The organism is Enterococcus sp. DIV0174 (assembly GCF_050529065.1).
GTDB lineage: Bacteria > Bacillota > Bacilli > Lactobacillales > Enterococcaceae > Enterococcus_B > Enterococcus_B thailandicus.
This window is the reverse complement of the sequence record NZ_CP172881.1, coordinates 2,240,915-2,267,542: the sequence shown is the minus strand read 5'-3', so window position 1 is coordinate 2,267,542 and position 26,628 is coordinate 2,240,915. Positions and strand designations below refer to the sequence as shown.

27 protein-coding genes, 1 tRNA gene and 1 other annotated feature are annotated in these 26,628 nt (G+C 36.8%); of the genes, 22 read left to right on the top strand and 6 right to left on the bottom strand.

The genetic code is table 11. The annotated features are described in order from the left end of the window. Positions 1-102: 102 nt before the first annotated feature. Positions 103-1,503, bottom strand: coding sequence for a TrkH family potassium uptake protein (locus IGJ93_RS10840; RefSeq protein WP_067482827.1), 1,401 nt, complete (start codon positions 1,501-1,503; stop codon positions 103-105). Between the two features lie 195 nt (positions 1,504-1,698). Between IGJ93_RS10840 and IGJ93_RS10835 the strand changes: the two genes are divergently transcribed. The 4 genes from IGJ93_RS10835 to lepB all read left to right on the top strand — a co-directional run bounded on the left by IGJ93_RS10835 (position 1,699) and on the right by lepB (position 4,535). Then, positions 1,699-2,385 (top strand): epoxyqueuosine reductase QueH, encoded by a 687-nt coding sequence (locus IGJ93_RS10835; RefSeq protein WP_067483114.1) that lies wholly within the window; start codon positions 1,699-1,701, stop codon positions 2,383-2,385. 95 nt (positions 2,386-2,480) lie between these two features. Further along, a complete protein-coding gene (locus IGJ93_RS10830; RefSeq protein WP_067482825.1) occupies positions 2,481-2,942 on the top strand; it encodes a hypothetical protein in 462 nt (153 codons plus the stop codon). Further along, on the top strand, positions 2,939-3,715 hold the full coding sequence (locus IGJ93_RS10825) for a DUF6681 family protein (protein ID WP_071869103.1): 777 nt from the start codon (positions 2,939-2,941) through the stop codon (positions 3,713-3,715). Before IGJ93_RS10830 ends, IGJ93_RS10825 begins: the two co-directional genes overlap by 4 nt. A gap of 247 nt (positions 3,716-3,962) precedes the next feature. Continuing rightward, positions 3,963-4,535, top strand: coding sequence for a signal peptidase I (lepB, locus tag IGJ93_RS10820; protein ID WP_067482821.1), 573 nt, complete (start codon positions 3,963-3,965; stop codon positions 4,533-4,535). A 521-nt stretch (positions 4,536-5,056) separates the two neighbouring features. Here the strand turns inward: lepB and IGJ93_RS10815 are convergent. Beyond that, a complete protein-coding gene (locus IGJ93_RS10815; RefSeq protein ID WP_067482817.1) occupies positions 5,057-5,656 on the bottom strand; it encodes a class I SAM-dependent methyltransferase in 600 nt (199 codons plus the stop codon). A gap of 247 nt (positions 5,657-5,903) precedes the next feature. On the opposite strand from IGJ93_RS10815, the gene IGJ93_RS10810 reads away from it, so the two are divergent. The 8 genes from IGJ93_RS10810 (at position 5,904) to IGJ93_RS10775 (ending at position 15,706) form a co-directional block, all read left to right on the top strand. Continuing rightward, positions 5,904-6,494: a thymidine kinase gene (locus tag IGJ93_RS10810; protein WP_067482815.1), complete on the top strand. Its 591-nt coding sequence runs from the start codon at positions 5,904-5,906 to the stop codon at positions 6,492-6,494. A 2-nt stretch (positions 6,495-6,496) separates the two neighbouring features. Beyond that, positions 6,497-7,570 carry a peptide chain release factor 1 gene (gene prfA, locus IGJ93_RS10805; protein ID WP_067482813.1) on the top strand — a complete coding sequence of 358 codons (1,074 nt, stop codon included), beginning with the start codon at positions 6,497-6,499 and terminating at the stop codon, positions 7,568-7,570. Then, a complete protein-coding gene (gene prmC, locus IGJ93_RS10800; protein ID WP_075491262.1) occupies positions 7,563-8,399 on the top strand; it encodes a peptide chain release factor N(5)-glutamine methyltransferase in 837 nt (278 codons plus the stop codon). The genes prfA and prmC overlap by 8 nt, the downstream gene beginning before the upstream one ends. 196 nt (positions 8,400-8,595) lie before the next feature. Next, on the top strand, positions 8,596-9,618 hold the full coding sequence (locus tag IGJ93_RS10795; RefSeq protein ID WP_270345837.1) for an L-threonylcarbamoyladenylate synthase: 1,023 nt from the start codon (positions 8,596-8,598) through the stop codon (positions 9,616-9,618). A gap of 70 nt (positions 9,619-9,688) precedes the next feature. Next, on the top strand, positions 9,689-10,933 hold the full coding sequence (gene glyA, locus IGJ93_RS10790) for a serine hydroxymethyltransferase (protein WP_075491261.1): 1,245 nt from the start codon (positions 9,689-9,691) through the stop codon (positions 10,931-10,933). A gap of 432 nt (positions 10,934-11,365) precedes the next feature. Continuing rightward, entirely contained in the window at positions 11,366-11,995 is a 630-nt protein-coding gene (upp, locus tag IGJ93_RS10785) for a uracil phosphoribosyltransferase (protein WP_067482804.1), read from the top strand. Positions 11,996-12,238: 243 nt separating this feature from the next. Then, positions 12,239-14,143, top strand: a complete 1,905-nt coding sequence (locus tag IGJ93_RS10780) for a pectate lyase-like adhesive domain-containing protein (RefSeq protein ID WP_285603212.1) — start codon at positions 12,239-12,241, stop codon at positions 14,141-14,143. A 72-nt stretch (positions 14,144-14,215) separates the two neighbouring features. Then, positions 14,216-15,706 (top strand): pectate lyase-like adhesive domain-containing protein, encoded by a 1,491-nt coding sequence (locus tag IGJ93_RS10775; protein ID WP_284590891.1) that lies wholly within the window; start codon positions 14,216-14,218, stop codon positions 15,704-15,706. Between the two features lie 89 nt (positions 15,707-15,795). Here IGJ93_RS10775 and IGJ93_RS10770 read toward each other — a convergent pair whose 3' ends face one another. Then, positions 15,796-16,077, bottom strand: a complete 282-nt coding sequence (locus IGJ93_RS10770; protein WP_095803922.1) for a DUF1905 domain-containing protein — start codon at positions 16,075-16,077, stop codon at positions 15,796-15,798. Between the two features lie 268 nt (positions 16,078-16,345). Beyond that, positions 16,346-16,418 (bottom strand) — tRNA-Thr (locus tag IGJ93_RS10765). A 123-nt stretch (positions 16,419-16,541) separates the two neighbouring features. On the opposite strand from IGJ93_RS10765, the gene IGJ93_RS10760 reads away from it, so the two are divergent. Then, on the top strand, positions 16,542-16,778 hold the full coding sequence (locus IGJ93_RS10760) for a hypothetical protein (protein ID WP_067482796.1): 237 nt from the start codon (positions 16,542-16,544) through the stop codon (positions 16,776-16,778). Between the two features lie 122 nt (positions 16,779-16,900). Here IGJ93_RS10760 and IGJ93_RS10755 read toward each other — a convergent pair whose 3' ends face one another. After that, the gene (locus IGJ93_RS10755) at positions 16,901-17,845 is read right to left on the bottom strand and encodes a glycosyltransferase family 2 protein (RefSeq protein ID WP_067482794.1); all 945 of its coding nucleotides are present in this window, start codon (positions 17,843-17,845) and stop codon (positions 16,901-16,903) included. A gap of 286 nt (positions 17,846-18,131) precedes the next feature. Here IGJ93_RS10755 and IGJ93_RS10750 point away from each other — a divergent pair, with 286 nt between their 5' ends. After that, positions 18,132-18,596, top strand: coding sequence for a methylated-DNA--[protein]-cysteine S-methyltransferase (locus IGJ93_RS10750; RefSeq protein WP_071869097.1), 465 nt, complete (start codon positions 18,132-18,134; stop codon positions 18,594-18,596). Positions 18,597-18,686: 90 nt separating this feature from the next. Here IGJ93_RS10750 and IGJ93_RS10745 read toward each other — a convergent pair whose 3' ends face one another. Further along, positions 18,687-19,730: a YeiH family protein gene (locus IGJ93_RS10745; protein WP_071869096.1), complete on the bottom strand. Its 1,044-nt coding sequence runs from the start codon at positions 19,728-19,730 to the stop codon at positions 18,687-18,689. Positions 19,731-19,890: 160 nt separating this feature from the next. Here IGJ93_RS10745 and IGJ93_RS10740 point away from each other — a divergent pair, with 160 nt between their 5' ends. The 8 genes from IGJ93_RS10740 (at position 19,891) to IGJ93_RS10705 (ending at position 26,258) form a co-directional block, all read left to right on the top strand. Next, positions 19,891-20,766 (top strand): LysR family transcriptional regulator, encoded by an 876-nt coding sequence (locus IGJ93_RS10740; protein WP_071869095.1) that lies wholly within the window; start codon positions 19,891-19,893, stop codon positions 20,764-20,766. Further along, complete coding sequence (locus IGJ93_RS10735; RefSeq protein ID WP_071869094.1) at positions 20,750-21,277, top strand: GNAT family N-acetyltransferase; 528 nt, start codon at positions 20,750-20,752, stop codon at positions 21,275-21,277. Before IGJ93_RS10740 ends, IGJ93_RS10735 begins: the two co-directional genes overlap by 17 nt. A 106-nt stretch (positions 21,278-21,383) precedes the next feature. Beyond that, positions 21,384-22,571 (top strand): FtsW/RodA/SpoVE family cell cycle protein, encoded by a 1,188-nt coding sequence (locus IGJ93_RS10730; RefSeq protein ID WP_067482779.1) that lies wholly within the window; start codon positions 21,384-21,386, stop codon positions 22,569-22,571. A 4-nt stretch (positions 22,572-22,575) separates the two neighbouring features. After that, entirely contained in the window at positions 22,576-22,932 is a 357-nt protein-coding gene (locus tag IGJ93_RS10725) for an arsenate reductase family protein (RefSeq protein WP_067482777.1), read from the top strand. 1 nt (position 22,933) lies between these two features. Further along, on the top strand, positions 22,934-23,272 hold the full coding sequence (locus IGJ93_RS10720; protein ID WP_067482774.1) for a glycine cleavage system protein H: 339 nt from the start codon (positions 22,934-22,936) through the stop codon (positions 23,270-23,272). 78 nt (positions 23,273-23,350) lie between these two features. Next, positions 23,351-23,603: a binding site (T-box leader), on the top strand. 71 nt (positions 23,604-23,674) lie between these two features. Then, positions 23,675-24,709 (top strand): methionine ABC transporter ATP-binding protein, encoded by a 1,035-nt coding sequence (locus IGJ93_RS10715; protein WP_095803815.1) that lies wholly within the window; start codon positions 23,675-23,677, stop codon positions 24,707-24,709. Then, complete coding sequence (locus tag IGJ93_RS10710; protein ID WP_067482770.1) at positions 24,702-25,388, top strand: methionine ABC transporter permease; 687 nt, start codon at positions 24,702-24,704, stop codon at positions 25,386-25,388. Before IGJ93_RS10715 ends, IGJ93_RS10710 begins: the two co-directional genes overlap by 8 nt. A gap of 24 nt (positions 25,389-25,412) precedes the next feature. After that, entirely contained in the window at positions 25,413-26,258 is an 846-nt protein-coding gene (locus IGJ93_RS10705; protein ID WP_067482768.1) for a MetQ/NlpA family ABC transporter substrate-binding protein, read from the top strand. Positions 26,259-26,628: the final 370 nt, after the last annotated feature.

The window sequence follows — 26,628 nt, the reverse complement described above, 5'->3', positions numbered from 1 at the left end:
TTTCTTAAGAAATGGAGGATTTTACAGAGGAAGTTAATAAAAAAAAGAAAAACGCTCTTGATTGATAGAATCAAGAACGTTCTTTTTTTCATATAGAAGAGATTACCCAATAATAATTTTTTCTGAAGGATATTCATAACCCAAATCTCGTGTCTCTTTTGGCACGAACAACATCAAGGTATAAAGCATACCGATTCGTCCGATAAACATCAGCCCAGCAATCGTGATTTTTCCAATGACAGAAAGATCTGGGGTGATACCTAATGAAAGACCAGTTGTCCCAAAAGCAGATGTGACCTCTACAATAATAGCTATTAGAGATTGTTCTTCTGTTGCAGATAGAAATAGGATACAAAAGAAACACATACCTAGGGATAACATAAACACAACGACTGATTTACGAACATCATCATCATCGATTCTTCGCCCAAAAATATTGATATTATCTTCACTTTTTAAGAAAGAGTACAGATAAAGCCCAATGATTGCAACAGTCGTCGTTCGAATTCCACCACCGACAGAGCTTGGACTACACCCGATAAACATGAGCAATGAAAAGACAATTAATGTGGTGATTTGAAAATTACCTAAATCATGGATTTGAAGTCCCGCATTCCGGGTAGTCATTGAATAAAACATGGAATTAATCCACTGGACACCTTGACTGGAAGAATGAAAGAGGTGATCTTTTTCCAGTAAATAAATCAACAGTGTGCCACTAATAAATAAAATGATAAATGCCAGAACTGCTAATTTGGTAAATAAAGAGAAGCGAAAAGGCAAGCGTTCTTTTCGTTTTCGATACAAAAACCACTCGCGAACTTCCATTAGAACCGGAAAACCAATCCCACCAATGAAGATCAAAAACATGATAGCAATCAGAAATGGATAGTCATGAGCAAAAGGCTTGATGGAGTCACCAGTCACGTCAAAGCCAGAGTTGGTTACGGCTGAGATTGCTTGATAAAAACCGTAAAAGATAGCATCACGCCAGCGCTCAAAGTACCCTTGATAGTAGAAATAAATTGAAAATAATGTACCAAAGATTACTTGAAACCAAATCAAAATGGAAAAAGTTGTCCGAATCAAGCGCACAATTCCCGAAAGTCGTGGCTGGTTCATATCGGTCATGATTAATTGCCGTTGACGCAACGTAATGCGCCTTTTGGATAAAATAATGAAAGCAGTCGAAATCATCATGATTCCTAACCCGCCGATTTGAAATAGAACTTCCAATAAAATAATGCCCGAATCATTGAATACCGAATTGATATCAAAAGTAGAAAGACCGGTTACGCTAACCGTGCTGATTGCCATAAATAGCATATCGACAAATGGAACGTGGCTACCTTTTTCTCGGAAAACAGGTAAATAAAACAATCCTAATGAAAGGATAGTCATCAAAATATAATAAGACACAATAATTTGAATCGAAGTAAAGTGATTCGTGATAAATCGTTGCGTGTGTCGTTGCGTCTTACGCAAAAAAAGCTCAATCTTCAAAAAAAGTAAGCCTCCTTCTTTGGGTTGTTGCTAACAGTATAACAGGTGCAAATGCAAAAGCTCAAAAAAATCGCTAAAATAAGTGTGAGATTCGTCTTTTTGTTTATGAAAAAATAGCATATAATGAAGCAATATTTTAAAAAGAGGTGAGCTGGCGTGACGGAAGTAGTTGATGCCACAGAAATAGTTGAAAAAATGAAGAATCAAAAAATAAATTATGATTCTGTTCTAAAAAAAATGATCAAACAATGGGAACTGGCACAAAAAAAGCCAACCATTTTAATCCACACCTGTTGTGCTCCTTGCAGCACGCACACATTAGAATTTATGTCAGAGCATGCAGAAGTCACTTTATTTTTCTCGAATTCAAATATCCATCCTAAAAGTGAATATTTACGTCGGTTAGCAGAGCAACAACGGTTTGTTGATGAATTTAACGAAAATACGAATCATCAAGTGAAACTAATTGTCGATGAGTATCGTCCTAGCGTTTTTAACAAAATGGTGTTGGAAAATCAGTTAGAAAATGAAAAAGAAGGTGGTGCACGTTGCACAGCTTGCTTTAATATGCGATTAGATTTAGTAGCACAAAAGGCACAAGAATTAGGCTATGATTACTTTGGGAGTGCCCTAACAATCTCGCCCAAAAAAAATGCGGCATTGATCAATCAAATTGGAATGGATATCCAAAAAATATATGGCACCCATTATTTGCCTAGTGATTTCAAGAAAAATAAGGGCTATGAACGCTCGATTCAGATGTGTAAGGAATATGATATCTATCGTCAATGTTATTGTGGTTGTGTATTTTCTGCCAAACAACAAGGGATTGACTTGAAAAAAGTGAATCGTGAAGCGAAAGAATATCTAGCGAATCAATAAAAACTTCATAAAAACGTAAGAAAAAAATAAAAGAATTATGATAAATATCAAGTAACATAGAAAGATCAGATGATACTAGAAAAGGAAGAGATATGATGCGAAAAGTAGCACCGATTTTAAAACCAATCGCAGTGTTAACCATTTCCACAATCGTGGCAACTGCAACCGGCGTAGTTAATAGCTCAAGTTATCGGGCTCCTAGCTCAAACTCCACGCCGCCAACTACAGAAGAAACGACACCAACCAGTTCGTCATTACCAAACACCCAGTCAACAGAGACAGGGGCCGAAACAACGGATTCAACAACTTATGAAACACCTACAAGTAGTTCAAAAGATAATTTTGGTGTAATTGATTCTGGTTCAGAGAATAACGATACGAATAACCAAACACCAACCACGAATTCCTCTGCAACGGAAGATGATGCCACTACAACTAGTGATGCGACTGGAAATGATACCACGCCGGAAGCAGAGACAGCGAATTCGCAGGACGACGTTGCAACACAAAAAGCGGGAACGCAAATGAGTAATCAGCAAGCAGGTGAGAATCAATGACATTTTTATTAGATTTGATTAATGGTGTGCACAAATTTTTAGGCTATTTGGATATTAGTCCAAAATATTTGAATCGAGGATACACGATTTTAAGCGTGATTCCAACGATGTATTTATTGCGAATCATTTTTGGTTTGTGGCAAAATCAGAATTATTTACAGTTTTTCCTTTATGGAATTGTTTTTTTAGTTTTAGTTTATTTTATCGTTTTAAACATCTTCTATTACTTTTTTGACAAAAACTCGAAAGCAGATGTCACACAAGTGTTCGTTAAGTACTTGCCAGATGAAGCTTTCAATATTCAAACGGAAGGTGGCATTCAAACTGGAAACACACTTCAATCAGTAGATACAGAAGAAGTGACTGTTGACTATAATGAAGATTATCAACTGCAATTGGCTGAAAATATGAGTTATTTGATTGCAGAGGGTCAAATCAAGGTTAATGATCTTGGTCGAATGGATGGCTTTTTAGTTGATCGTAATACGTTATATCCATATTATTACGTCAAAAAAGTAAGTGAACAAGAATATGTCTTGAAGATTGGAAAAAACTATTCAGAGTTAGTTGAGGTCGGCAAAATTCATGCAAAAGCTGGTCAGGAAACAATTAATCCGGTAGGGCTTTTTATTGTTGGTGGTGATTTCGTGAAAGATGGTCTGCGCTACCATGAGCCATATCGTCTAAAATTGATAGCGAAAAAAGAGCAACTGCAAGCAGCTACAGGAGAGCCTGTTGTTTACAGTCGAAGCCAGCGTCGAAAACATTCATAAAAGAAGTGAGACTTGCTAGTAAAGAATTTCCAAAAGAAAGCAGATTGTTTCTTTTGGAAAGTGGCAAGTTTTTCTTTTTTTATGCCTAAAATCGAAAACACAGAGGTCACTAAAAATGACACTTTTTCTTTTCTTTATTCTGTAAAAAATGTAGAATAAAAGGTAAGCATAATCTTATGTTATCAGTTTTATTTTTAAATGAACAAAGAGAATAAAAAACGAATGCAAAGAAAAAAGGAGGGATAGTGTGAAAAATTTTTTGAAAAACTGGGGCGTATTAATTCTCGTTTTGGCAGCTATTTTGCTAGCTAGAGTTTTTGTTTTTACACCAGTAACTGTCAATGGTCATTCGATGGATCCAACATTGAGTGATGGACAACGATTGATTTCATCTAAAATTTCAAAATATGAACGTTTTGATATTATTACCACGAAAGAACCGGAAGACGAAGAACGGATGATCGTGAAACGAATAATTGGGATGCCTGGTGACACAGTGAAGATGGTCAATGACCAGCTGACAATCAATGGGAAAAAATATGATGAATCTTATTTGGATGAATACAAAGAAAAGTTTGCCGATGACAAATTGCAAAACGAGTATTCTTATAATGAGTCATTCCAAATTCAAGCAGAAAATTCGACAAATTTCACTAGTGATTTTGAGTACACGGTGCCGGAAGGAAATTATTTGGTTTTAGGCGATAATCGCTTGATTTCAAAAGATAGCCGAATTTTTGGTTTAGTTGATGAGAAATTGGTTCAGGGAAAAGTAGTTTTCCGTTATTGGCCGTTGACAGAAATTTCGTTGATTAGTTAAGGTTGTGGCGCAAAGTGATTAGCTTCAAGTAATAAGGAATCTTTTCTAAAAATAACTTTTCATATTTTATGAAAAGAGAACTTATTACCGAAGAAGCTGCTTTGGGAACACCGAGAAAGAAGTTGTGAAAGAAGTGTTCAACTCCAATAAATAGGAATGAATTTTCAGAAATTATTTCTCAAATTTTTGTGAAATTTAGGCTTATTTGGAAGGAGTTACTTCTTGAGCACCGAGGAGAAGGTTGTGGCTTCAAGCACTCAGCTTCGAAAAAATAAAGCGTTTAGCTTCAAGCAATACGAAGTTCTTTCAAAAAATAGCTATTCATTTTACGAAAAAAATGATTGTAGAAAAGAGTGCAACCCGAAGGACGAAAGGTAAAACACAGCTAGCGAAAAAGAGACTGAGACAAAACTAAAAATCCAGTCGTTCTTAACAGATAAAAAAAGCCTAAATCAACGTTTTCAAAAACGGATTTTAGGCTTTTTTTCTATCCATTAGGCTACTTTTGTCCCAGCCCCTTTTTATTTCTGGCTAATAGCTAAGAACAAAGAAGCTGGTTGCCTCATAAAAAGGTTTTCTCCTTCATGGAAAGTTTCTAGCTTGAGGGGTGTTAGTCCAGCTTCTGCCAACAATTGCTCCAAAGGTTCTTGCTCAAATCCATTATGGACTTTTGGATGGTTGACTGCTTCATTTTTATTGAAGTCGACAATGAATAATTGACCGCCAGGGTTTAATAGTTCTGCTAGTTTTTTCAGAATCAATTTAGTATCGGGGATATGTAAAAGTACTAAAGATACCAGCAAAAGATCTGCTTTTTGACTCGGTAAATCCTTCGTCAAGTCTGCTAACTGAGTATGCACATTATTTAAGTGACTGTGAGTTATTTTTTGGTCAGCAACAGTTAACATTGCTTTAGAAGCATCCATGATCCAAGTTTCCTTGAATAACTTTGCCAAAGGTAAACTAACAAGTCCAGTACCGCCACCATAGTCAATAAAAACTTTTTGGTTTGTTTCTTTGGGTAAATTTTGACGAATTTCTGCACGAATAATTTCTGCGAGCGCCAATCTGTCAGGTGTGTCATAATGATTGGCCATTTGATTAAAAATATTTTCAGACATAGAAAGTCTCCTTTAACATCGTTGATAAGAAATTGATTGTAACATAAATTTTTTAGGTTAGCTGAAACAACGTTTATCGAGCTGTTTCAAATAAAAACAAGGAGAATCACTTCTTTGTTGAGATGGAATTGAGACAAATAAAAATGACTTTTCAAACTTATTTCAGTATGGTTAAAAATTGTCACTGTAAAAAATGATGAAAATCAAGTATAATACCTTAGGAACAAACTGGAAGGTGAACGGATAAATGGCACAACTTTTTTTTAAATATGGCGCAATGAATAGCGGCAAAACAATTGAGATTCTAAAAGTAGCGCATAACTACGAAGAACAAGGGAAAAATGTCGTATTAATGACCAGTGGTGTTGATACACGTGATGGGATTGGTGTAGTTTCAAGCCGAATTGGTTTGAAGCGAGAAGCCATACCAGTTTTTGAAGAAACAGATGTATTTGAATTGATTAGCCAAATGATTGATGAAGAAAGACCTTATTGTGTCTTGATTGATGAAGCGCAATTTTTGAAGAAGAAACATGTCATTGCGTTCACAAGAATTGTTGACGAACTAAATATTCCAGTTATGGCATTTGGTTTGAAAAATGATTTTCGAAATGAGTTATTTGAAGGATCAAAATACTTATTGCTTTATGCAGACAAGATTGAAGAAATGAAAACAATCTGTTGGTTCTGTCACAAAAAAGCAATCATGAATTTACATTATATCGACGATCAGCCTGTTTATGAAGGGGATCAAGTCCAAATTGGTGGAAATGAAGCTTACTATCCAGTATGTAGACATCATTATTTTCACCCACCAGTTATCAAAGAAGGAGAATAAGCATGTACGATCAATTACAATCAATTGAAGACCGTTATGAAGAACTGGGTGAGTTACTGAGTGACCCAGAAGTAATTACGGATACAAAACGCTTCATGGAATTATCAAAAGAAGAAGCAAACACACGCGAAACAGTTGAAGTTTATCGTCGTTATAAAGAAGTTGTCCAAGGAATTTCTGATACGGAAGAACTTTTAGGCGAAAAGCTTGATGATGAAATGGCTGAAATGGCAAAAGAAGAGTTATCAGATCTAAAAAAAGAAAAAGAAGTTTTAGAAGACCGCATTAAAATCTTACTTTTACCAAAAGATCCTAATGATGATAAAAATATCATCATGGAAATTCGCGGCGCTGCTGGCGGGGACGAAGCAGCCTTGTTCGCAGGTGATTTATTCAATATGTACCAAAAATATGCAGAAGCACAAGGTTGGAAAACCGAAGTGATGGAAGCGAATATTACTGGTATTGGCGGATACAAAGAAGTGATCATGATGATTACGGGCGAAAACGTGTATTCAAAACTAAAATATGAAAGTGGCGCACACCGCGTACAACGTGTGCCATCAACTGAATCACAAGGGCGCATCCATACATCAACAGCTACAGTTGTTGTTATGCCAGAAGCAGAAGAAGTTGAAATTGATATTGAAGACAAAGACATTCGTACAGATATTTATCACGCATCTGGTGCCGGTGGACAGCACGTCAATAAAACGGCATCTGCTGTTCGTTTGACTCACTTACCAACAGGAATCGTGGTCGCAATGCAGGACGAACGTTCACAGTTGAAGAACCGAGAAAAAGCAATGAAAATTCTACGTGCGCGTGTGTATGATAAAATTCAACAAGAAGCACAAAGTGAGTATGATGCAACTAGAAAATCAGCTGTTGGTACAGGTGATCGTTCAGAGCGTATTCGTACGTATAACTTCCCTCAAAATCGAGTAACCGATCATCGAATCGGTTTAACGATCCAAAAATTAGATCAAATTTTAGCTGGAAAATTAGATGAAATCGTAGACGCCTTGATTATGTATGATCAAACTTCTAAACTGGAAGCTATGCAAAATGGATAAGAAAACATATCGAGAAGCCTTGTTAGGGGCTTCTTCTTTTTTAGAGGCGCAAGGCAAAGAAGGTTATAGTATCCAATTCTTATTTCTGGAAAGAAAACAATGGCAAAAATTAGATTGGTTATTGCATATGAATGAGGTGATTTCAGAAGCTGACCAGCTCTTGATCCAAACGGATATGAAATTATTGCTGGAAAATCATCCCCCCCAATATTTACTGGGCTATGCAGATTTTTATGGTCATCGACTAAAAGTAACGGAGGCAACTCTTATTCCACGCCCAGAAACAGAAGAACTGGTGGACTGGTGTTTGGCGGAAGTAGCTGATTCTGAACAAGCCGTTATTGACATTGGAACGGGGACAGGTGCAATTGCCATTAGTTTAAAGGCTGAAAGACCAGAATGGCAAGTTTCGGCAGTAGACTTATCTGCGTCTGCCCTGGATGTCGCAAAAGAAAATGCTGAAAAAGAACAAGCTGAAATCGATTTTTATCTCGGTGATACATTGGAGCCGGTCTTAGATCAACGTTTTGACATAATTATTTCTAATCCACCATATATTAGTCACAAAGAATGGGATTTAATGGATGAAAGTGTTCGAACGTTTGAGCCTAAAATGGCATTATTTGCAGAAGCTGATGGCTTAGCGATTTATCGGAAAATTGCGAGGGAAGCACCAGACGTCTTGACTGAAGAAGGAAAGATTTTTCTTGAAATTGGTTTTCGTCAAGGAGAGGCAGTCCAAAATATCTTTCAACAGGCATTTCCACATAAAACGGTCATAGTAAAAAAAGATCTATCTGGAAATGAACGAATGATCCAAGTTTATTAACAGGTCTGTGGATGAAAAAATTTTTTAGTGTTTTTTTATGATAAAAAAACACTGATATAACAGTTAAAAAAGCGATTTTAAAACTTATCAACAAACTTATCCACTATTGACAAATAACTTATCAACAATTCGGGGATAATCTGAGGATAAATCGTTAAAAATCAAGGATTTTCAAAAAAAAGGATGTGGATAAACTGTGGAAACAAAACGATATGATGAATCAGAATTGAAAGAAGCGGCCCAAGCATTACGCAATGGCTCACTGGTGGCTTTTCCTACAGAAACGGTCTACGGATTAGGTGCTAATGCACTTTTACCCGATTCAGTTGCGAAAGTATTTACAGTGAAAGGACGACCACAAGATAATCCATTGATCATTCATGTTGCTTCGTTTGATCAAGTAAAAGAATATGTGGATAACTTTCATCCTGCAACAGCTAAAATTGTTGAAAATTTCTGGCCTGGACCGTTGACGATGATTTTTGAAATCAAAAAGAACAAGTTACCAAGTGTCGTAACAGGTGGCTTATCCACAGCTGCTTTTCGAATGCCAGATAACAAAAAAACACTTGAAGTTATTCGCCAAGCGGGTGTGCCTTTGGTAGGACCAAGTGCAAACACGTCAGGTAAGCCAAGTCCAACAACGGCAGATCATGTGTACCACGATTTACATGGGAAAATTACTGGAATCATCGAGGATGGAGCAACTCGAATTGGGGTAGAATCAACCGTGATTGATTTAAGTAATCCTGATGCAGTACCAATGATTTTACGACCAGGTGCAGTAACCAAAGAGCAATTGGAAGACGTTGTAGGAGAAGTTTCTGTTGACAAGCATTTAGTGAAAGAATCGGAGACACCGAAAGCACCAGGAATGAAATATAAACATTATTCACCTGACACAAAAGTCCTGATGGTTCATGATAATGATTGGGCAGATGCTATCCAATGGGCAAAAAATAAAGGGTTCAGAACAGGCGTGATTGCTGGACCAAAAATTGCAGAAGAGACACGATTTGATACGGCAGCTGTATATATGTTTCATGATGATTCTATTGAAGCGGCGGCAAAAGGTTTGTTTGCAGGTCTACGTGGTTTAGATGAACTACTGCTTGGATTGGACTTGATTTTTGTTCAAGTTTTCCCTAACGAAGGGTTAGGTGTCGCTTACATGAACCGTTTGAAAAAAGCGGCGGCTCAAAATTATTTTGAAAAATAGTCTAATACTTTTTACGATGAATTTTTAGTATGATACAATGCAGTATACTAGTTAAAAGGAGCTGTTGTTTGTGGTAGACTACAAAACGTTTGACCCTGATCTATGGAATGCAATTGCACGTGAGGAAGAGCGACAAGAAAATAATTTGGAGCTGATTGCTTCTGAAAATGTTGTTTCTGAAGCGGTGATGGCAGCACAAGGAAGTATTTTAACAAACAAATACGCTGAGGGATATCCTGGACATCGTTACTATGGCGGTTGTGAATTTGTTGATATCGTGGAAAATTTAGCAATTGACCGTGCCAAAGAATTATTTGGTGCCAAATTTGCAAATGTTCAACCACATTCTGGTTCACAAGCAAATACTGCGGCATACCTTGCCTTGGTAGAACCTGGTGATACGATTTTAGGTATGGATCTTTCTGCAGGTGGACATTTAACACATGGATCACCAGTAAATTTCAGTGGGAAAACGTATCATTTTGTGGCTTACGGCGTTGATCCAACAACAGAAGTCATTGACTACAATGTTGTACGAATTTTAGCACGAAAACATCATCCAAAATTAATTGTTGCGGGTGCTAGTGCTTATGGAAGAGAAATTGATTTTGCGAAATTCAGAGAAATTGCTGATGAAGTCGGCGCAAAATTAATGGTTGATATGGCACATATTGCTGGTTTAGTAGCTGCTGGTGTTCATCCTAGCCCAGTACCATATGCTGATATTACAACAACAACAACGCATAAAACACTTCGCGGTCCTCGTGGTGGAATGATTTTAACAAACAGTGAAGAATTAGCGAAAAAAATCAATAGTGCTGTCTTCCCAGGAATCCAAGGTGGTCCATTGGAGCATGTGATTGCTGGAAAAGCGGCTGCCTTTAAAGAAGCTTTGACACCAGAGTTCAAAGAGTATAGCGAACAAGTTGTTGCCAATGCTAAAGCGATGGTCAAAGTGTTCAATCAAGCAACGGGTACGCGTGTTATTTCAGGTGCCACTGATAATCATTTGATGCTAATCGATGTTCGTGAGATGGATCTTAATGGGAAGGAAGCAGAAGCAATTTTAGATAGTGTGAATATCACAGTAAATAAAAACTCAATTCCATTTGAAACATTAAGCCCGTTCAAGACAAGCGGTATCCGAATTGGGACACCTGCAATCACTACACGTGGCTTCAAAGAAGAAGACGCAGCTCAAGTAGCTGAACTTGTTGTGAAAGCTTTACAATCAAAAGGTGACGATGCCCAGTTAGACGAAGTAAAACAAGGCGTTCGTGAGTTGACTCAAAAATATCCTTTGTATTCAAAATAAATTTTAAGGTAAAACTATTTGGTAGATTGTGACACAAAATGCTTAGCTCCGACAAGATAGTGAGCAAACACGCAACTTTTCATATTTTGAGGAGTAGGCAAACTATATCGAGGAGTTGTTTTGGGAACACCGTTTATTCGTAAAAAGGAGTTATGACAAGAGTTTTGTCATAACTCCTTTTTTGCGAAAAACTTTTTTAATACGTTGGTTGAACAGATGACAGTTGAGTGTATTCTCATAGAGAAAAAAGCAATTGGAAGAGAATGAGGATTTGATAAAGTTGAAGCGACTTCCTCAAAAATTTGACTGATTATTTTTAAACAAATTAAACTAGACTATGATTTTCTTCCGGAAAAAGGCAACTCGGACTAGCTAAACTGATAATTTTGTTTTAAAATAAAAAAGAAACGACAGAACAAAGGAGAGCTAAAAATGGGCAAATTTCAAGTGATCGACCATCCATTAATTCAACACAAACTGACTATTATTCGAGACAAAAACTGCGGAACAAAGGTTTTTCGTGAAGTTGTCGATGAAATCGCTATGTTAATGGCGTATGAAGTATCACGTGATATGCCACTAGAAGATATCGTCATTGAAACACCAATTACAGAATCAACACAAAAAACATTGTCTGGAAAAAAAGTAGCAATCGTACCAATCTTGCGTGCAGGTATTGGAATGGTTGATGGAATTTTAGAACTGATTCCTGCTGCTAAAGTTGGCCATATTGGTTTATATCGTGATGAAGAAACATTAGAACCACACGAATATTTCGTTAAATTACCTGAAGACATCGACGTACGTCAATTATTTGTTGTTGATCCAATGTTAGCAACTGGTGGCTCAGCAATCATGGCTATTGATGCTTTGAAAGCACGTGGCGCATCAAACATTAAATTTGTTTGTCTTGTTGCTGCACCAGAAGGCGTGAAAGCTTTACAAGAAGCACATCCTGATATTGATATCTACACAGCAGCTCTTGATGAAAAATTAAATGAACAAGGGTACATCGTTCCTGGTTTAGGGGATGCTGGTGACCGTTTATTTGGAACAAAATAGTTAAAGGCTATAAGTTCAAATTTAGTTAAGAAATAAAAGATACCATTCTCTTTCTAATACGGAGAGAATGGTATCTTTTATTTTATCTAATGAATCAAAATGGTTTTAAATAACTTTTTTTGAAATTAAAAAAACATGTATTCTTTATTTTATCTATATTGACTGTCTTGTTTTTCTGTTGGTATAATTATTTTAGAATTAAAATTTTATATAAAAATAACGGGAGGTATAGTTTTGAAAAACGTGGTGTTTCGTAATGGCTTGTTAGCAGGAGTATTGTTATCGACGTTATTGTTAACAAGTACGGTAAGTGGACAAGTAATACAAGGGAATGAAAGCGCAATCTCTGACAGTGTTCTGTTGGAAGATAAGGGTTGGAAAGTCGAAGTTGCTAACTGGCAAGAGCTAAAAGATGCTTTAAGTGATGAGTACGTTTCAGATATCACATTAGCGAATGATTTGACATTAGAGTCAACTGTAGCGATTCAGGGAGGAGAAAAACATATTCATGGAAACGGTCATACATTAGATGCGAATTCTTATCAAATATATTTTAATGAAGATTCGTCAATCGGGTCCATTGATAGTGCAACGATTATCAACACAGATATTTATGGCTTATTGTGGAGTGACAATCAAAATGTGCAAATTACATATGAAAATATTACCCATAGTGGGAAGCAAATGATTTACTTACCAAACGGGAAATTGATTCTAGCTGGAAAAGTTAGTAGTCATTCGGATACAGAGGAAGTTTTTCAAGGAAAAGAAATAGAATTAACGACGGGTGCAGAAGTTTTATTTGAAAACGACTCTACTCTTTGGGCGCCAGTGTCAATGGATTATGACCAAGCGAAGTTAACGATTGGAACAGGTGCAAGCTTTACATTAAATTCTAGTTCAATTGGCATTTATGGCGGAACTAATTTTATATTGACAAATCAAGGAGATTTGGAGGTTACCTCAAAGCTACATCAAGCAATTCATTTAGCTTCAAAGAGTAAAATGAATTTTGAAGCAGGAAGTAGTACGAAGGCAAATGGCGGAGACACAATTGAAGAAGCGGTTGAAGCCACTTCAGGAAGTATATTTGTACGAACAGGTGCAGATTTTGTTGCAGAAAGTAAAGGGACACAAGGAACTTTGATCGCAGGTGAAAAGATTGTGTTTGAAGATGGCGCAAATTTCTCAATTACAAATCATAATAAAAATGGAGTTGTCATGGGTTCTTACACGACTCCAACAGATGTCAGCATTGCTTCAACCAGAGGAATCAATACTTGGAATTTGGGAAATAGTGAAGCAAGCCAGCCAGATAAAGTGTACCAGAAAACAACAGCTACTTTTACGTTGTCAGGCTATCTATCGAGTGTGAAACAAACGAACATGCAATCAAGTAATGCAGATTTTTCGAGTACATATGTCACAGGACAAACAAGTAAAATTCAAGGTGGAACTTACGTCGGAGAAAAAATTGATGCACCTGTTTTTAACGTTGTGAATGACAAAGATAAGCAGTTAACTGGTCTTGGTACACCAGGAGCAACAATTAATGCTTACGTAGACGGCGTGCTGCTTGGAACTGGAGTAGTAGGGGCAGATGGTCGCTGGACAATCTCGATTGAGCCACAAGCAGAAGGAACAAAAATTGATGTGAATCAAGTTGTTGACGGAAACGAAAGTGAGTTTGTTTCACAAGTCGTTAGTCATTTGGATCAAACAGTTAACTTTTTTAAATTAGGTTACTGGCAAGGATATGGTCTGATTTTAGAAGGTTCAATTGATAACGGAAGCTTAGACTTAACAAATAAAGATGCTGTGAAGAAAACGCTTCATCTAACAGCAACGGATGGAACAGAGGTCGGAACGTTTGCTTGTGCAAACCATGATTGGTACAACACTGGCGTTTTCAATGGCTATCAAGCAATTGTTGAAGATACAGTGCTAGCTGGGCTAGAACCAGGAGAATATAAATTAAGTATCACACTTGAAGTAGGCGACTTTAAAGAAACACAAGACTTAAATGTCGCAAGTGCTGTCCGTGATAACTATGCGCACATCTTTACTGAAATTCCAGAAACAACCGTTGGTAGTCACACCATTGCGCCATTAGATAAAGATGGCATTGGCTATTTAGTCGTAAAATAAATGATAACGTACAATAACTTGCAGAGTTAACAAAATACTTAGCAAATCAACTATTTCTTGGAGGAAAGAATAATGATAAAAAAAGCAATTTATTTTTCCGTGACATTATTCACTTGCGCAGTGATGATGAACGGAAGTGTTGGCTTAGCACAAACAATTTCGAATGCTGAGAGACAAAATGAAATTGAAGTGTATAAAGGATTAGCAGAAGTGTCTACTCCTGAACAGTTAAAGGCTGCTCTGATTGACAGTTCGATTACAGAAATTAGTTTGCAAAATGATCTGGACTTAAAAGAAACGATTTTAGCTAATGCTAAAAATAAAACGATTTATGGCAATAACCATAAAATCAATGCCAATCTATTTCAAATAAAGGTCACTGTTGAAGATGCCCAGATAGCATTAAAAGATATAAAAATTGAAAATACCGATAACTATGGGGTATTTTGGAGCGATCAACCTAACGTTGTATTGAATGTTGAGAATGTTGATTTTGAAAATGGGCATCAATTTACTTACTTGCCTTCTGGTGAATTACAAGTTGCAGGAAACTTTAAATGTGTTTCCAATTTAGAAGAGGCATTTCAAGGAAATAAACTAACAATTTTACCGAATGCAATTGCAGATATGCGTGCAAGAGTGGGCTATCCTAATCCCGCAACAAATGGAATTGATATGATCGGTACGAATCCAAATGTTACGATTGGGGAAAATGCTTCTTTAAACGTTCAAGGTACACTTCACGGAATACACAACAATTCAAATCTGACATTGACTAATGAAGGAGCGTTAGAAGTTCATGGATTTGGTGGTTCTGCCATTAGTGTTGATAATAATAGTTCTGCATATTTTGCATCTGGAAGTACCTCAAAAATAAGTGGCAGTACAGGAATTGTTGGAAAAAACACCGATATTACAGTAAAAAATGGCGCTACTTTTGAAGCGATTGGTACAAAAGCACAGGGAACAATTATGAGTAATGGAAAAATTATTTTTGAAGAAGGAGCTAACTTTAAAATTGTAAATAATAATAGTCAAAAATTAGGAACTATTTTTGGGAGCAATATTGGTGGAAAAGCAACTATCCAACTGAATTCTAAGGAAGGTGTAAAAACTTGGGTGCGTGGTCGGGCGCTTCTTCAAACACCAGATCAAATTTATGCTGAACCAGTTGAAGCAGAATTTTCACTTACTGGAATTGGCAGTACTGCTGTTCAGGAAATGATTTCCTCTTCAAACGAAGATTTTTCGGCTGGTTTTATGGCGAATCAAGTAGGAAAAATAATTGGCGGTTCATTCGTTAATGATGATACACCGTGGCTTTTATTGCCACCTACTATTCAAAGCGAAGTAACATCTGTTGATGACAAGTTACAAGGAACAGGTTTCAAAGGAGCAACAGTTATTGCAAAAGTAAACAATGTTGAAATTGGAAGGACAACTGTTGACGAAGATGAACAATGGGTAATGGACATTCCTGCACAGCTAACGGGCACTATTATTGAAGTTCATCAAGAATATAATGATAAGGTCAGCCTAAATATAACTGTTAACGTTAAATAAAAAAACGTTGAGAAAAAGTACTAAATAAAAACTGGGCTCTCACTGTCAAGAGAGTCCATTTTTTTATGCGATAGGCTATTGTTAACGATTTAAATGGGGTGAACGGTAACGAGTACAGTATCACCAATTTTCTTTTTAATTTTCTTTCGAATTTCTTTTTTTATACCGAGAATATAGCAAATGCTGCCGTCTTCATTCTTCACTCCCATGTTTACAATACTTCCTTGATAATCTTCACCATCAAAAGTAGCATGGACTTTTATACGCCCTTGATGAAATTCTTTTCGGAGGTCGTAAGGAAAGATAACGTAGGCCCCACCTTTGCCAGCTTCAGAACAATAAATTTTTGATTCAAACTGATAACTTTTCATCATAGTAAACTTCCTTTTGCTGTGAGGTATTTTTCAATATAAAATAAATAAGTGATTTTTGCTATAAAAAAGAGCCTAAGACAAGTGAATGCCCAAGACTCTTGCATTTGTTTAGTTGCGGCCAAGTACTTTGTGCCACAACTTCATTCACGGTGTTCAAGAAGTAACTCCTTCCAAATAAGCCTAAATTTTACAAAAATTTGGGAAGCAATTTCCGAAAATTTATTCTTATTTGTTGGAGCAGGTCACTTCTTTCACAACCTTTTTATGCCAGCTGCAGGAATCGAACCTGTGACCTACGCGTTACGAGTGCGTTGCTCTACCGACTGAGCTAAGCTGGCAAATGCCAAAGAAATTATAAACCCAATCTTAATGAATGTAAAGAGATATTCGTAGATTTTATCAATTTCATGATTTTTTTCATAAAATGTGCTATAATTGTAATGAAAGGCAGGTTTTATGAAATGGCAACTTTTGGAAAATTTGATACACATGTCGTCCCGTCAGAATTGGGTGAAAAATTTACAATTGACACTCACGTCACTTTTACAGTACATGGAAAACCACAAACTGGCACGATTTCAAAGCAGCTTAAGAATTCTGCAGTGGTTGAAATTGATGAAACTGCTGAAAATGCCAACCTGATGACCCAAAGCAAAGGCGTAGTTATTATTAATTACAAACAATTACAAAAAATTTAGTCATGAACCATCTCGTACCAGTGAGATGGTTTTTTCTATGTCTTTTTATAAAATAAAAAAGAGACTAGGATTTATTTTTATCCCAGCCTCGTTAAAAAAATTTGTATTGATTGACGTATGTTTTAGTGAGAATCAATTTGATGAGGTTTCATTTTCTCTGTTTCACGAATGATATAAATAGGACGACGCTTGGTTTCATGGAAAATTTTCCCAATATATTTGCCAATAATACCAAGGCACAACAACTGGATTCCACCGATGAATAAGGTAATTGAAACCATAGAAGGCCAACCAGATGTGGGATCGCCGAATAAAAGAGCGCGAACAATGATAAATAAAATTGCAATCCCTGAACCGATACAAGAAAGTGCGCCAATTAATGCAGCTAAGGTAAGCGGTGCATCAGAAAAGTTGATGATGCCATCAATCGAATAACTTAACAGCTTCCAAAAAGACCATGAAGTTTCTCCAGCTACACGTTCACGATTTTCATAAGAAATATATTCTGTTTTAAAACCAACCCAGCTGAATAAACCTTTAGAAAAACGATTGTATTCTGTTAATTCTAAAACAGCATTGACCATTTGACGCGTCATCAAACGAAAATCGCGGGCGCCATCCACCATTTCAGTATCACTGATTCGGTTAATCAATTGATAGAATTTTTTGGCAAAAAAACTACGGATTACTGGTTCGCCTTCCCGAGTAGATCGTCTTGTTCCGATGCAATCAACATCAGAGGTCAAGATACGCTCAATCATTTTTGGTAACAATTCAGGCGGGTCTTGCAAATCAACATCCATGACGGTGACTAAATCACCTGTTGCAGCTTGCAAGCCAGCATATAATGCAGCTTCTTTTCCAAAATTTCTGGAAAATGAGACGAACCGCACGGAATCATAGGCATTAGCTAATTCTTTGATGACAGGTAAGGTCTGATCTTTGGACCCGTCATCAATAAACAAGTATTCAAAAGTATAAGTTCCACGATATTTTTCAACTTCTTGGAAAAAGAGTGGAATTGCTGCTTCTTCATTAAAGCAGGGTACGACGATAGAGACTTTCATTCGTTTGTTCCTTTCTGTTGCTCAACAACTAGTACTTGGTTAGTTGATAAGTTGAGTATTATGCTTTTTAGTGATATGTCTAGTGTAGCATTTCATTCAAAATTAAAAAAATTTTTCTTTAAAGAAATTGCTAAAAAACAGGAAGAAAGCTCCTTCCAGTTGCAATTTTACCTGAGATAGTAGATGATGAAGCAAACTTTTGAAATAGTTTTAAAGATTATTTTTTACATACAATTCTAAGGAGGAAAGTCTACCACACATCTGTTGAGTAGGCACAAAGAAAATCATGAAGATGAACACAATTGCTGGGGATCTTTGGTTTGACGCAGACGAAAAAGGAGTAACAAAAGTTAGCTTTACTTTGATTGAAGAGAGCGAAAATGCTAATCAGGAAATTTTGAACTTGACCAAAGAACAATTTACAGAATATTTTGCTGAAAAGCGAGAAGCGTTTACAGTTCCATTATCGATTAAAACAGGTACGGCATTTCAGCAAGATGTTTGGCAAGCATTAATCAATATTCCTTATGGCGAAACTCGTAGTTACAAAGAAGTTGCTCAGGCAATTGACAACCCGAAAGCAGTGCGCGCAATTGGGCAAGCGAATCGAGTAAATCCTCTGCCAATTATTGTCCCTTGCCATCGAGTAATCGGCCATAATGGTCAGTTAACGGGCTACATGGGCAATGGAGAAGAAGGGTTAGCCAAGAAACGTAAATTGCTTTTATTAGAAAAAATTCTTTCAGAATAAAGATGAATAGAAAAAGTTAGAGGCACAAAAAAAGTATGTCAGAAAGATTCTGACATACTTTTTCTCCTGTTTTATTGTAAGCGAGGATTTTTATAGGCGAATGAGCCAAATCAAACCTACCGCTAAAATCGTTTGACAAAGACCTACGGCAAGACCATAAGATAAAAATCGTGGACCTTCTTTCATAAATTTGACAAAGTCTAAACGAAGACCAATGGCAGCTAGCGCAGTGATTTCAAACCAAGTGCTGATAAAATGTGCAGTGTGATCAATCACAGTCGGTAGCGTGAACACGCTATTGACTAGGCAAAATGCTAGAAACCCTAAGACATACCATGGTAGTGGTAATTTTCTTTTATTCACATCTTGAAGATTTTGAACAAAGTTTTCGGGGTGTTTACGAACCATTACTTTTTCAAAAATATATACTACAACTACGAGTAATACAATACGTAAGATTTTGAAGAGCATTGAAAATTGAACAACAGAAGCATCTAAAAAGCTAGCTCCGGCAACAACTTGACCGACAGATTGAAGTGTTCCACCTAAAAGTGCACTTTTTTCGATGAGATTAGCACCGAAAAGCTGAAGACCTAAAAATGGTAAAGTCAACATCATTACGGTTCCTAATAAGTTAACTAACGTAATGATTTGTCCTTTTTCTTCTTCGTCAGCGCGAATGCTTGGCCCAATCGCTGCGATGGCAGACGAACCACAGACTGCGTTACCACCTGCCATCATCAATGAAGCAGTATCAGAAAATAATAATTTTTTCCCGATAAAGTATGCTGCCAAGATTGTCCCTGTCATTTGTAAAAGAATAAAAAAGATTCCTTTGACGCCAATTTGCGCAATCGTTTGAACAGTTACTGTTGCGCCTAATAAGAAAACAGAACATTCAAGCAAGAAACTTTCTGCAAACTTTGTCCCAGTAGCTAATACTGGCTGTTTGAACAACGTGTTTCCTAAAAGAATCCCTAATAAGATAGCAATTGTTGCCCCTCCTAATGTAGGTAAAAAAATAGCTAAAACACGACTAATGGCTGCGACAATGATTGACAATCCTAGACCAGGTGCAATCTGTTTGAAGCGAGCCATCGCTGTTTTATTTTGGTGTATTGATAAATTATTCATGAATCAGAATCCTTCCTAGTAATATTTTAACTGATAGCTGTATTATAGAGAGAAAATAACTATTTGTAAAATTGATAATTACTATATTTATGATTATGTTTTGTAATGTTAAGGCTAACAAGTTACAATAGTAAAAAAGAAATAGAAAGAAGTGAACGTAATGTTTGAATGGATTCAGACATTTTTAGTTGTTTATGAAACACAGAATTTTAGTATTGCGGCAGAGCGATTGTTCATCTCACAGCCGACAGTATCTTCACAAATCAAAAAGTTAGAAGATCGTTTAGAGATTCAATTGTTTTTGAGAAATGGCAAGCAGAAAATTACAGCAACTAAAGAAGCTGATTTTTTATATCCTAAATTTTTAGCAGTCATGAATGAATTATTTACTTCGGTTGCCCAAGCTGCCAAAAAAGATAACTTTAAAGAAAATTGTGTCATTGCTTGTTCTCATACGACCGCAATTTATTTGTTACCCAAAGTAATGAAATCTTTAGTTGAAACTTTTCCGTTAATTGATTTCAGTATTAACATGATGAATTCAAACGAGGTTGCTTTGGCTGTTCAAGCTGGGCACGCGGACATTGGTTTGTTGGAGAAGCCGTTAGCAACAAATGATATTCGTAAAGAAATCATCTTAGAAGACCAATTGGTTTTGGCTGGTGATGCTGAAGCAGCGCATTGGTTAATTCGTGAAGAAGATTCTGGTATACGTTTCTTTAATGAATTATACTTGAATGAGTTTGATTTACATCCACAAATCATCTATGTGAACAATAATGAACTGTTATTACAACTGATTCGTGAAGGTGTTGGAAAATCAATCGTGTCATCATTATCGATTACAGAGGATATGAAGTGGCAACCGCTAGGTAATTTTTTACAAAAGAGGGATATTTTTATTGTAGCTGGTCATAGTAGTACAAACTCCCTAATTCCAGACGTCTACGATTGGCTGAAGCAGAAGCTAAAAACATTCTTTCATGAAAAAGAAATCAAGCAGAGAAAAGGTGAGAACAATGAAATTTTTGATTGAAACGATTAAACCAGAGGATTATTCAGCGACTAAGAGAATGGTTTATGAGGCATTTTTAACGGCAGAGCATCGAGATGGCGATGAGCATGAATTGATTGAGCGATTAAGAGGAACTGAGGCGTATGTTCCAGAGTTAGAAGTAGTGGCGAAAAAAGAAAATCAAATAGTTGGCTATGGACTACTGACAAAAATCAATATCTTATCTGAAGATTCAGCATACCAAGCATTAGTACTTGCGCCATTAGCAGTTAGTTCAACTTGTCAGCGTCAAGGAGTGGGTGCTGCAATTCTTCGAGAACTCGAAATACGAGCGAAACGATTAGGCTATGTGGCAATCAGTATTTTAGGTGAACCTGCGTATTATCAAAAATTTGGGTACTTCCCAGCAAGTCAAGCCCAAATTCGTTTGCCTTTCGATGTGCCCGACGCGTACTCTTTGATAAAATTTATTGGAGAAAAACCAGTGAAAACTGCTGGTGTCATTCAATATTCATCGGCTTTTGGAATTTAGTGATGGAAAGTTAATTTTTTCCCAAATCTCATTTGCTGAGACTTTCAATTATAGAATCAGACCGCTATAATAAATAGCAGTATGGTTTTAGGAAAAGGGATGAAACATGGAAAAGAAAAAAAGAGCGTCAAACGATAATCGGATTGACTACGGTGTCATTTTACCAGTGTTCCTTTTATGTTTAATTGGATTACTTTCTTTATACGTAGCACTTAGTCACGATCCGAATAATCCATCTGTCTTTCGAGGTGTAATGATGCAAACCGTGTGGTACATGGTTGGAGCTGTAGCAATTATTGTTATTATGCACCTGAATTCCAAATGGATTTGGAAGTTAACACCCTATTTATATGGTCTGGGTTTAGTAGTCATGGGATTGCTACTCAAATTTTATGACAAACAGCTCGCATTGGTAACTGGGTCAAAAAACTGGTTTAGTTTTGGCTCCTTCACTTTTCAGCCAGCGGAATTAATGAAAATTGCGTACATTTTGATGATGGCGTTAATCGTGACCAAGCACAACAGTCAGTTGAAAGAACGAACGACGAAAAATGATTTGTGGCTGATTGCTAAGATGTTGCTTGTAACGTTACCTGTTTTAGCTTTAGTTATGGCACAAGATGATTTTGGAACGATGCTAGTTTTCTTGGCTATCTTTGGTGGGATTTTCTTGATGTCAGGGATTTCTTGGAAAATTGTCATTCCTGTCGTAGTGATCGCTTTAGTTGTTGGGGCAGGGCTGATCTATTTAGTTACGACAGAAGGCGGAAGAGATTTATTATATAAAGTTGGTTTTAAGTCTTATCAATTTGCTCGGATCGATTCGTGGCTAGATCCTTTCCACGATACTTCTGGTATGAGTTATCAACCTGCCCAAGGCTTATTGGCAATTGGTTCTGGTGGATTATTAGGTAAAGGGTTCAATACCAGTGATGTATATGTACCTGTTCGTGAATCAGATATGATTTTTACAGTGATTGGCGAGAATTTTGGGTTTATTGGCGGCGCATTCGTGATCTTTTTATATTTTATTTTGATTTATCGAATGATTCGCGTTTGTTTTGACACAAATAATGAATTTTATGCGTATATCGCTAGTGGCTTAATCATGATGTTATTGTTCCATGTTTTTGAAAATATTGGCGCAAATATTGGTTTACTACCACTAACGGGGATTCCCCTACCATTTATTAGTCAAGGTGGTTCATCTATTTTGGGAAATATGATTGGGATTGGTTTAATTCTATCCATGCGTTTCCAAAACGAGACACCTGACAAAACATCTAGGAGGTAAGACGTTGTATACATTTTATTGGTATCCGAAATGTTCGACCTGCAAAAAAGCAAAAGCATGGCTAGATACACATCAGATTGCTTATCAAACAGTCGATATGGTTCAAGAAACACCAACCGCTCAAACAATTGAGACTTGGTTAACGAATACAGATTTACCGATGCGTCGTTTGTTCAATACGAGCGGGATGAAATATCGTGAATTAGGTTTGAAATCACAAATCGATGGTTTTTCAATCGAAGAAGCTAGTGAGCTACTTTCAACTGACGGAATGTTGATTAAACGTCCACTTTTAGTGAAAGAAGATCAGGTAGTAACAGTTGGTTATAATGAAAAAACTTATGAAGGAGCGTTAGTTTAACATGGCAGGCAAACATTTGAAGAAAACTGAAAATCTTTGGGTTTTATTTAACGGAAAAGAATACTGCATTGGTTTAACGAATGAAGCACAAGAAGAATTAGGACAAGTTACTTTTATCAATTTACCAAAAGTTGGCAAGACGTATCAAAAAGGTGAACCGTTGCTTGAAGTTGAAGCAGAAAAAGCGGTCAGCGAAATTGCCAGCCCAGTTACAGGAACGATTTCTTCCGTAAATGAAAAAATCGATGCGGATATCAACATTTTAAATGATGAAGACGAAATGAATGCTTGGATTTTAAGTTTTAAAGAGGTTGATCCACAGGATTTTGAAAACCTATAATCATTTTTTGATTAAGTATTCTAGTTTTAAAAATTGTTGACACTGGAATTTCTACTTGCTATAATCAAAGGCAATTACATGAAAGCTTTGAAAAGAAGAGTACATTTCACAGACGTTTGAAGAGAGCCCTGTTCGCTGAAAATGGGTAACGAACATGAGATGGAAGATGGTCTTAGAGCAGAGTGAGTGAGCACAAGCGAACTTACTACGGGAGTGCCCGTTATAGCACGACAGTATACGAATGATTATTCAAGTACTGTAAAGAGGTTATTGCTGTAAAGCATTAACGAATCAAGGTGGTAACACGGAAGTTTATGCTTTCGTCCTTTTGCTTAATGGAGCAAATGGGCGGAAGCTTTTTTGTTTATCCGAGAAAATTTTTAGAAGAAAGATGGGGAAAATATGGCACTAATCCAATTGACCAATGTCGAAAAGACTTTTGGTGGGAAAAACGGAGCAATCCACGCTGTCAACGATGTGTCTTTAAGTATCGAAAAAGGAGATATTTATGGAATCGTTGGGTACTCGGGCGCCGGAAAAAGTACATTAGTCCGCTTGTTAAATGGACTTGAGTTACCTAGCAGTGGCGAGGTCATTGTAAATAATCAAGATATCACAAAGTTGAAAAATAAAGAGTTACGAACTTTTCGTAAAAAAATCGGAATGATTTTTCAACATTTCAACCTTTTGTGGTCACGTACAGTGTTAGAAAATATCCAGTTGCCACTTGAGCTTGCTGGTATACCAAAAGCGCAACGTCAACAACGAGCAGAAGAACTATTGGGACTTGTTGGATTGGAAGGCAGAGGTGATGCGTATCCTTCGCAACTATCTGGTGGACAAAAGCAAAGAGTTGGGATTGCGCGCGCATTGGCAAATGATCCAGAAATTTTATTATGTGATGAAGCTACTAGTGCACTTGATCCGCAAACAACGGAAGAAGTGCTGGACCTGTTATTGGCAATCAACAAAAAATTAAATTTAACGATTGTTTTGATTACACATGAAATGAATGTTATTCGTAAAATTTGTAATAAGGTTGCTGTAATGGAACTTGGGAAAGTAGTTGAAGAAGGCGAGGTTCTAAATGTCTTCCGTCATCCAAAACAAGAAGTAACCAAACGTTTTGTTCAACAAGATATTGAACCAGAAGCTGATTCTACTGAACTATTAGCTGAATTGATCAAGGAAAATCCAAACGGCCGCCTAGTTACGCTAACGTTTGACGAAAATAACGCAAATGAACCAGTGATTTCTCAAGCAGTTCGTCGTTATAACGTGGATATCAATGTTGTTTATGGCAAAATCAAACAAGCAAAGGAAGGTTCGTTTGGTTCACTAACGATTTTGATGACAGGTGAAGAAAAAGAATTAGATCAAGCAGAAGTATTCTTTACCGAACAAGGCGTAGAAGTAGAGGTGATTCATCATGGATAAAAGCTTTTCAGCAACCTATTTAGATTTTAGCCAAATCAATGCAGAGACGATGAAACAAGCAATTGTTGATACTTTATACATGACATTGATTTCAATGGTTTTAGTTACAGTTATCGGATTAGTTTTAGGTTTAGTTCTTTATTCGATTGGTAGGAAAAATAAACCTTATGCACGTATCGTGTACGGGATTGTTTCGATTATCAGTAATATTTTCCGTTCAACACCATTTATGATCTTGATGGTATTGATCATTCCATTTACAAAAGCAATCGTTGGGACGATGCTTGGTGCGCAAGCAGCGATTCCAGCATTGGTATTATCTGCGGCACCATTTTACGCACGATTAGTTGAAATTGCTTTTCGTGAAGTAAGTCCGGGTGTTCTTGAAGCCGCAGATGCAATGGGCGCAAGTTATTGGGAAGTCATTTGGAAAGTGTTGATTCCTGAAAGTGTACCTGCTTTGATTTCAGGTTTAACGGTAACGACGATTTCAATGATTGGTTTCACTGCAATGGCAGGAGCAATCGGCGCTGGCGGACTAGGTGGTTTGGCTTGGCAAGAAGGCTACCAACGTGGTAATTTGACAGTGACATTTGTTGCAACATTAATTATTTTAGCTATTGTATTCGTTGTTCAGGGAATTGGAGATTTCTTAACGAAGAAAACAGATAGAAGATAAGAAAAATACTAGGGGGATATCAGGGTGAAAAAGAAAATTTTTGGATTAGCAGCAGCACTTTTATTAACAGTCGGTTTAGCAGCTTGTGGGAACAGCGGAAAAGACAGCGCAAAGGATAGTTCGGATGAAACAACATTAAAAGTTGGTGCATCACCAACACCACATGCAGAAATTTTGGAACACGTCCAACCATTATTGAAAGAGGAAGGCATCAATCTTGAAATTGTTAAGTTTGATGATTATGTGTTACCGAACCAAGCTCTTGAAGAAGGCGATATTGATGCCAACTATTTCCAACATATTCCTTATTTGAACAAAGAAATCAAAGAAAAAGGGTATGACTTTGCGAATGCTGGTGCCATCCATATTGAACCAATGGGCTTGTATTCTCAATCAATCAAAGATATTTCTGAATTAAAAGATGGTGCTACAATCATTACTTCAAACTCAGAATCTGACTGGGGTCGAATCATCACAATTTTACAAGATGCTGATTTAGTGAAAGTCAAAGATGGTGTGGATCTTGAAACAGCGACATTTGATGATATTGCAGAAAATCCTAAGAATTTAAAATTCAATCATACAATTGATCCTTCTTTACTTGCGTCGACTTATCAAAATAATGAAGGTGACTTAGTTGCAATCAATGCAAACTTTGCTTATGGTGCTGGTTTGAATCCATTGGAAGATGCGGTGCTATTAGAACAAGACAATTCACCTTATGTAAATATCATTGCAACACGTTCAAAAGATAAGGACAGCAAGAAAATCAAAGCTTTGATTGAAGTGTTACACCGTGATGATGTTCAAAAATGGATCACTGAAAAATGGGGCGGTTCTGTGAAGCCAGTCTCAGCAGATGCAAAATAAAGGTGTGGCGCAAAGCGACTAGCTCCAAAAAATAAAAAGTAACTGATAAAAATAGCTTTTCATATTTTTGACAGTTACGAATTATTTCGAGGAGTTGCTTTGGGAACACCGTGGAAAAGGTTGTGGCGCAAAGCGACTAGCTCCGAAAAAATAAAAAGTAACTGATAAAAATAGCTTTTCATATTTTTGACAGTTACGAATTATTTCGAGGAGTTGCTTTGGGAACACCGTGGAAAAGGTTGTGGCACAAAACGTTTAGCTCCGAATAGATAGTGAGTAAGCATGCAAAATAGCTTCTAAATTTTGAATAAAATCAGAATAAATCTCACGAGAAACGTCACTACGCACAACTATAAATGTTTCATAAAAG

Coding starts and splice junctions, on each gene's coding strand:
- IGJ93_RS10835 (WP_067483114.1), top strand. CDS start 1,699: ATGAAGAATCAAAAAATAAATTATGATTCTGTTCTAAAAAAAATGATC.
- IGJ93_RS10830 (WP_067482825.1), top strand. CDS start 2,481: ATGCGAAAAGTAGCACCGATTTTAAAACCAATCGCAGTGTTAACCATT.
- IGJ93_RS10825 (WP_071869103.1), top strand. CDS start 2,939: ATGACATTTTTATTAGATTTGATTAATGGTGTGCACAAATTTTTAGGC.
- IGJ93_RS10815 (WP_067482817.1), bottom strand. CDS start 5,656: ATGTCTGAAAATATTTTTAATCAAATGGCCAATCATTATGACACACCT.
- IGJ93_RS10810 (WP_067482815.1), top strand. CDS start 5,904: ATGGCACAACTTTTTTTTAAATATGGCGCAATGAATAGCGGCAAAACA.
- prfA (WP_067482813.1), top strand. CDS start 6,497: ATGTACGATCAATTACAATCAATTGAAGACCGTTATGAAGAACTGGGT.
- prmC (WP_075491262.1), top strand. CDS start 7,563: ATGGATAAGAAAACATATCGAGAAGCCTTGTTAGGGGCTTCTTCTTTT.
- upp (WP_067482804.1), top strand. CDS start 11,366: ATGGGCAAATTTCAAGTGATCGACCATCCATTAATTCAACACAAACTG.
- IGJ93_RS10775 (WP_284590891.1), top strand. CDS start 14,216: ATGATAAAAAAAGCAATTTATTTTTCCGTGACATTATTCACTTGCGCA.
- IGJ93_RS10770 (WP_095803922.1), bottom strand. CDS start 16,077: ATGAAAAGTTATCAGTTTGAATCAAAAATTTATTGTTCTGAAGCTGGC.
- IGJ93_RS10760 (WP_067482796.1), top strand. CDS start 16,542: ATGGCAACTTTTGGAAAATTTGATACACATGTCGTCCCGTCAGAATTG.
- IGJ93_RS10755 (WP_067482794.1), bottom strand. CDS start 17,845: ATGAAAGTCTCTATCGTCGTACCCTGCTTTAATGAAGAAGCAGCAATT.
- IGJ93_RS10750 (WP_071869097.1), top strand. CDS start 18,132: ATGAAGATGAACACAATTGCTGGGGATCTTTGGTTTGACGCAGACGAA.
- IGJ93_RS10745 (WP_071869096.1), bottom strand. CDS start 19,730: ATGAATAATTTATCAATACACCAAAATAAAACAGCGATGGCTCGCTTC.
- IGJ93_RS10740 (WP_071869095.1), top strand. CDS start 19,891: ATGTTTGAATGGATTCAGACATTTTTAGTTGTTTATGAAACACAGAAT.
- IGJ93_RS10735 (WP_071869094.1), top strand. CDS start 20,750: ATGAAATTTTTGATTGAAACGATTAAACCAGAGGATTATTCAGCGACT.
- IGJ93_RS10730 (WP_067482779.1), top strand. CDS start 21,384: ATGGAAAAGAAAAAAAGAGCGTCAAACGATAATCGGATTGACTACGGT.
- IGJ93_RS10720 (WP_067482774.1), top strand. CDS start 22,934: ATGGCAGGCAAACATTTGAAGAAAACTGAAAATCTTTGGGTTTTATTT.
- IGJ93_RS10715 (WP_095803815.1), top strand. CDS start 23,675: ATGGCACTAATCCAATTGACCAATGTCGAAAAGACTTTTGGTGGGAAA.
- IGJ93_RS10710 (WP_067482770.1), top strand. CDS start 24,702: ATGGATAAAAGCTTTTCAGCAACCTATTTAGATTTTAGCCAAATCAAT.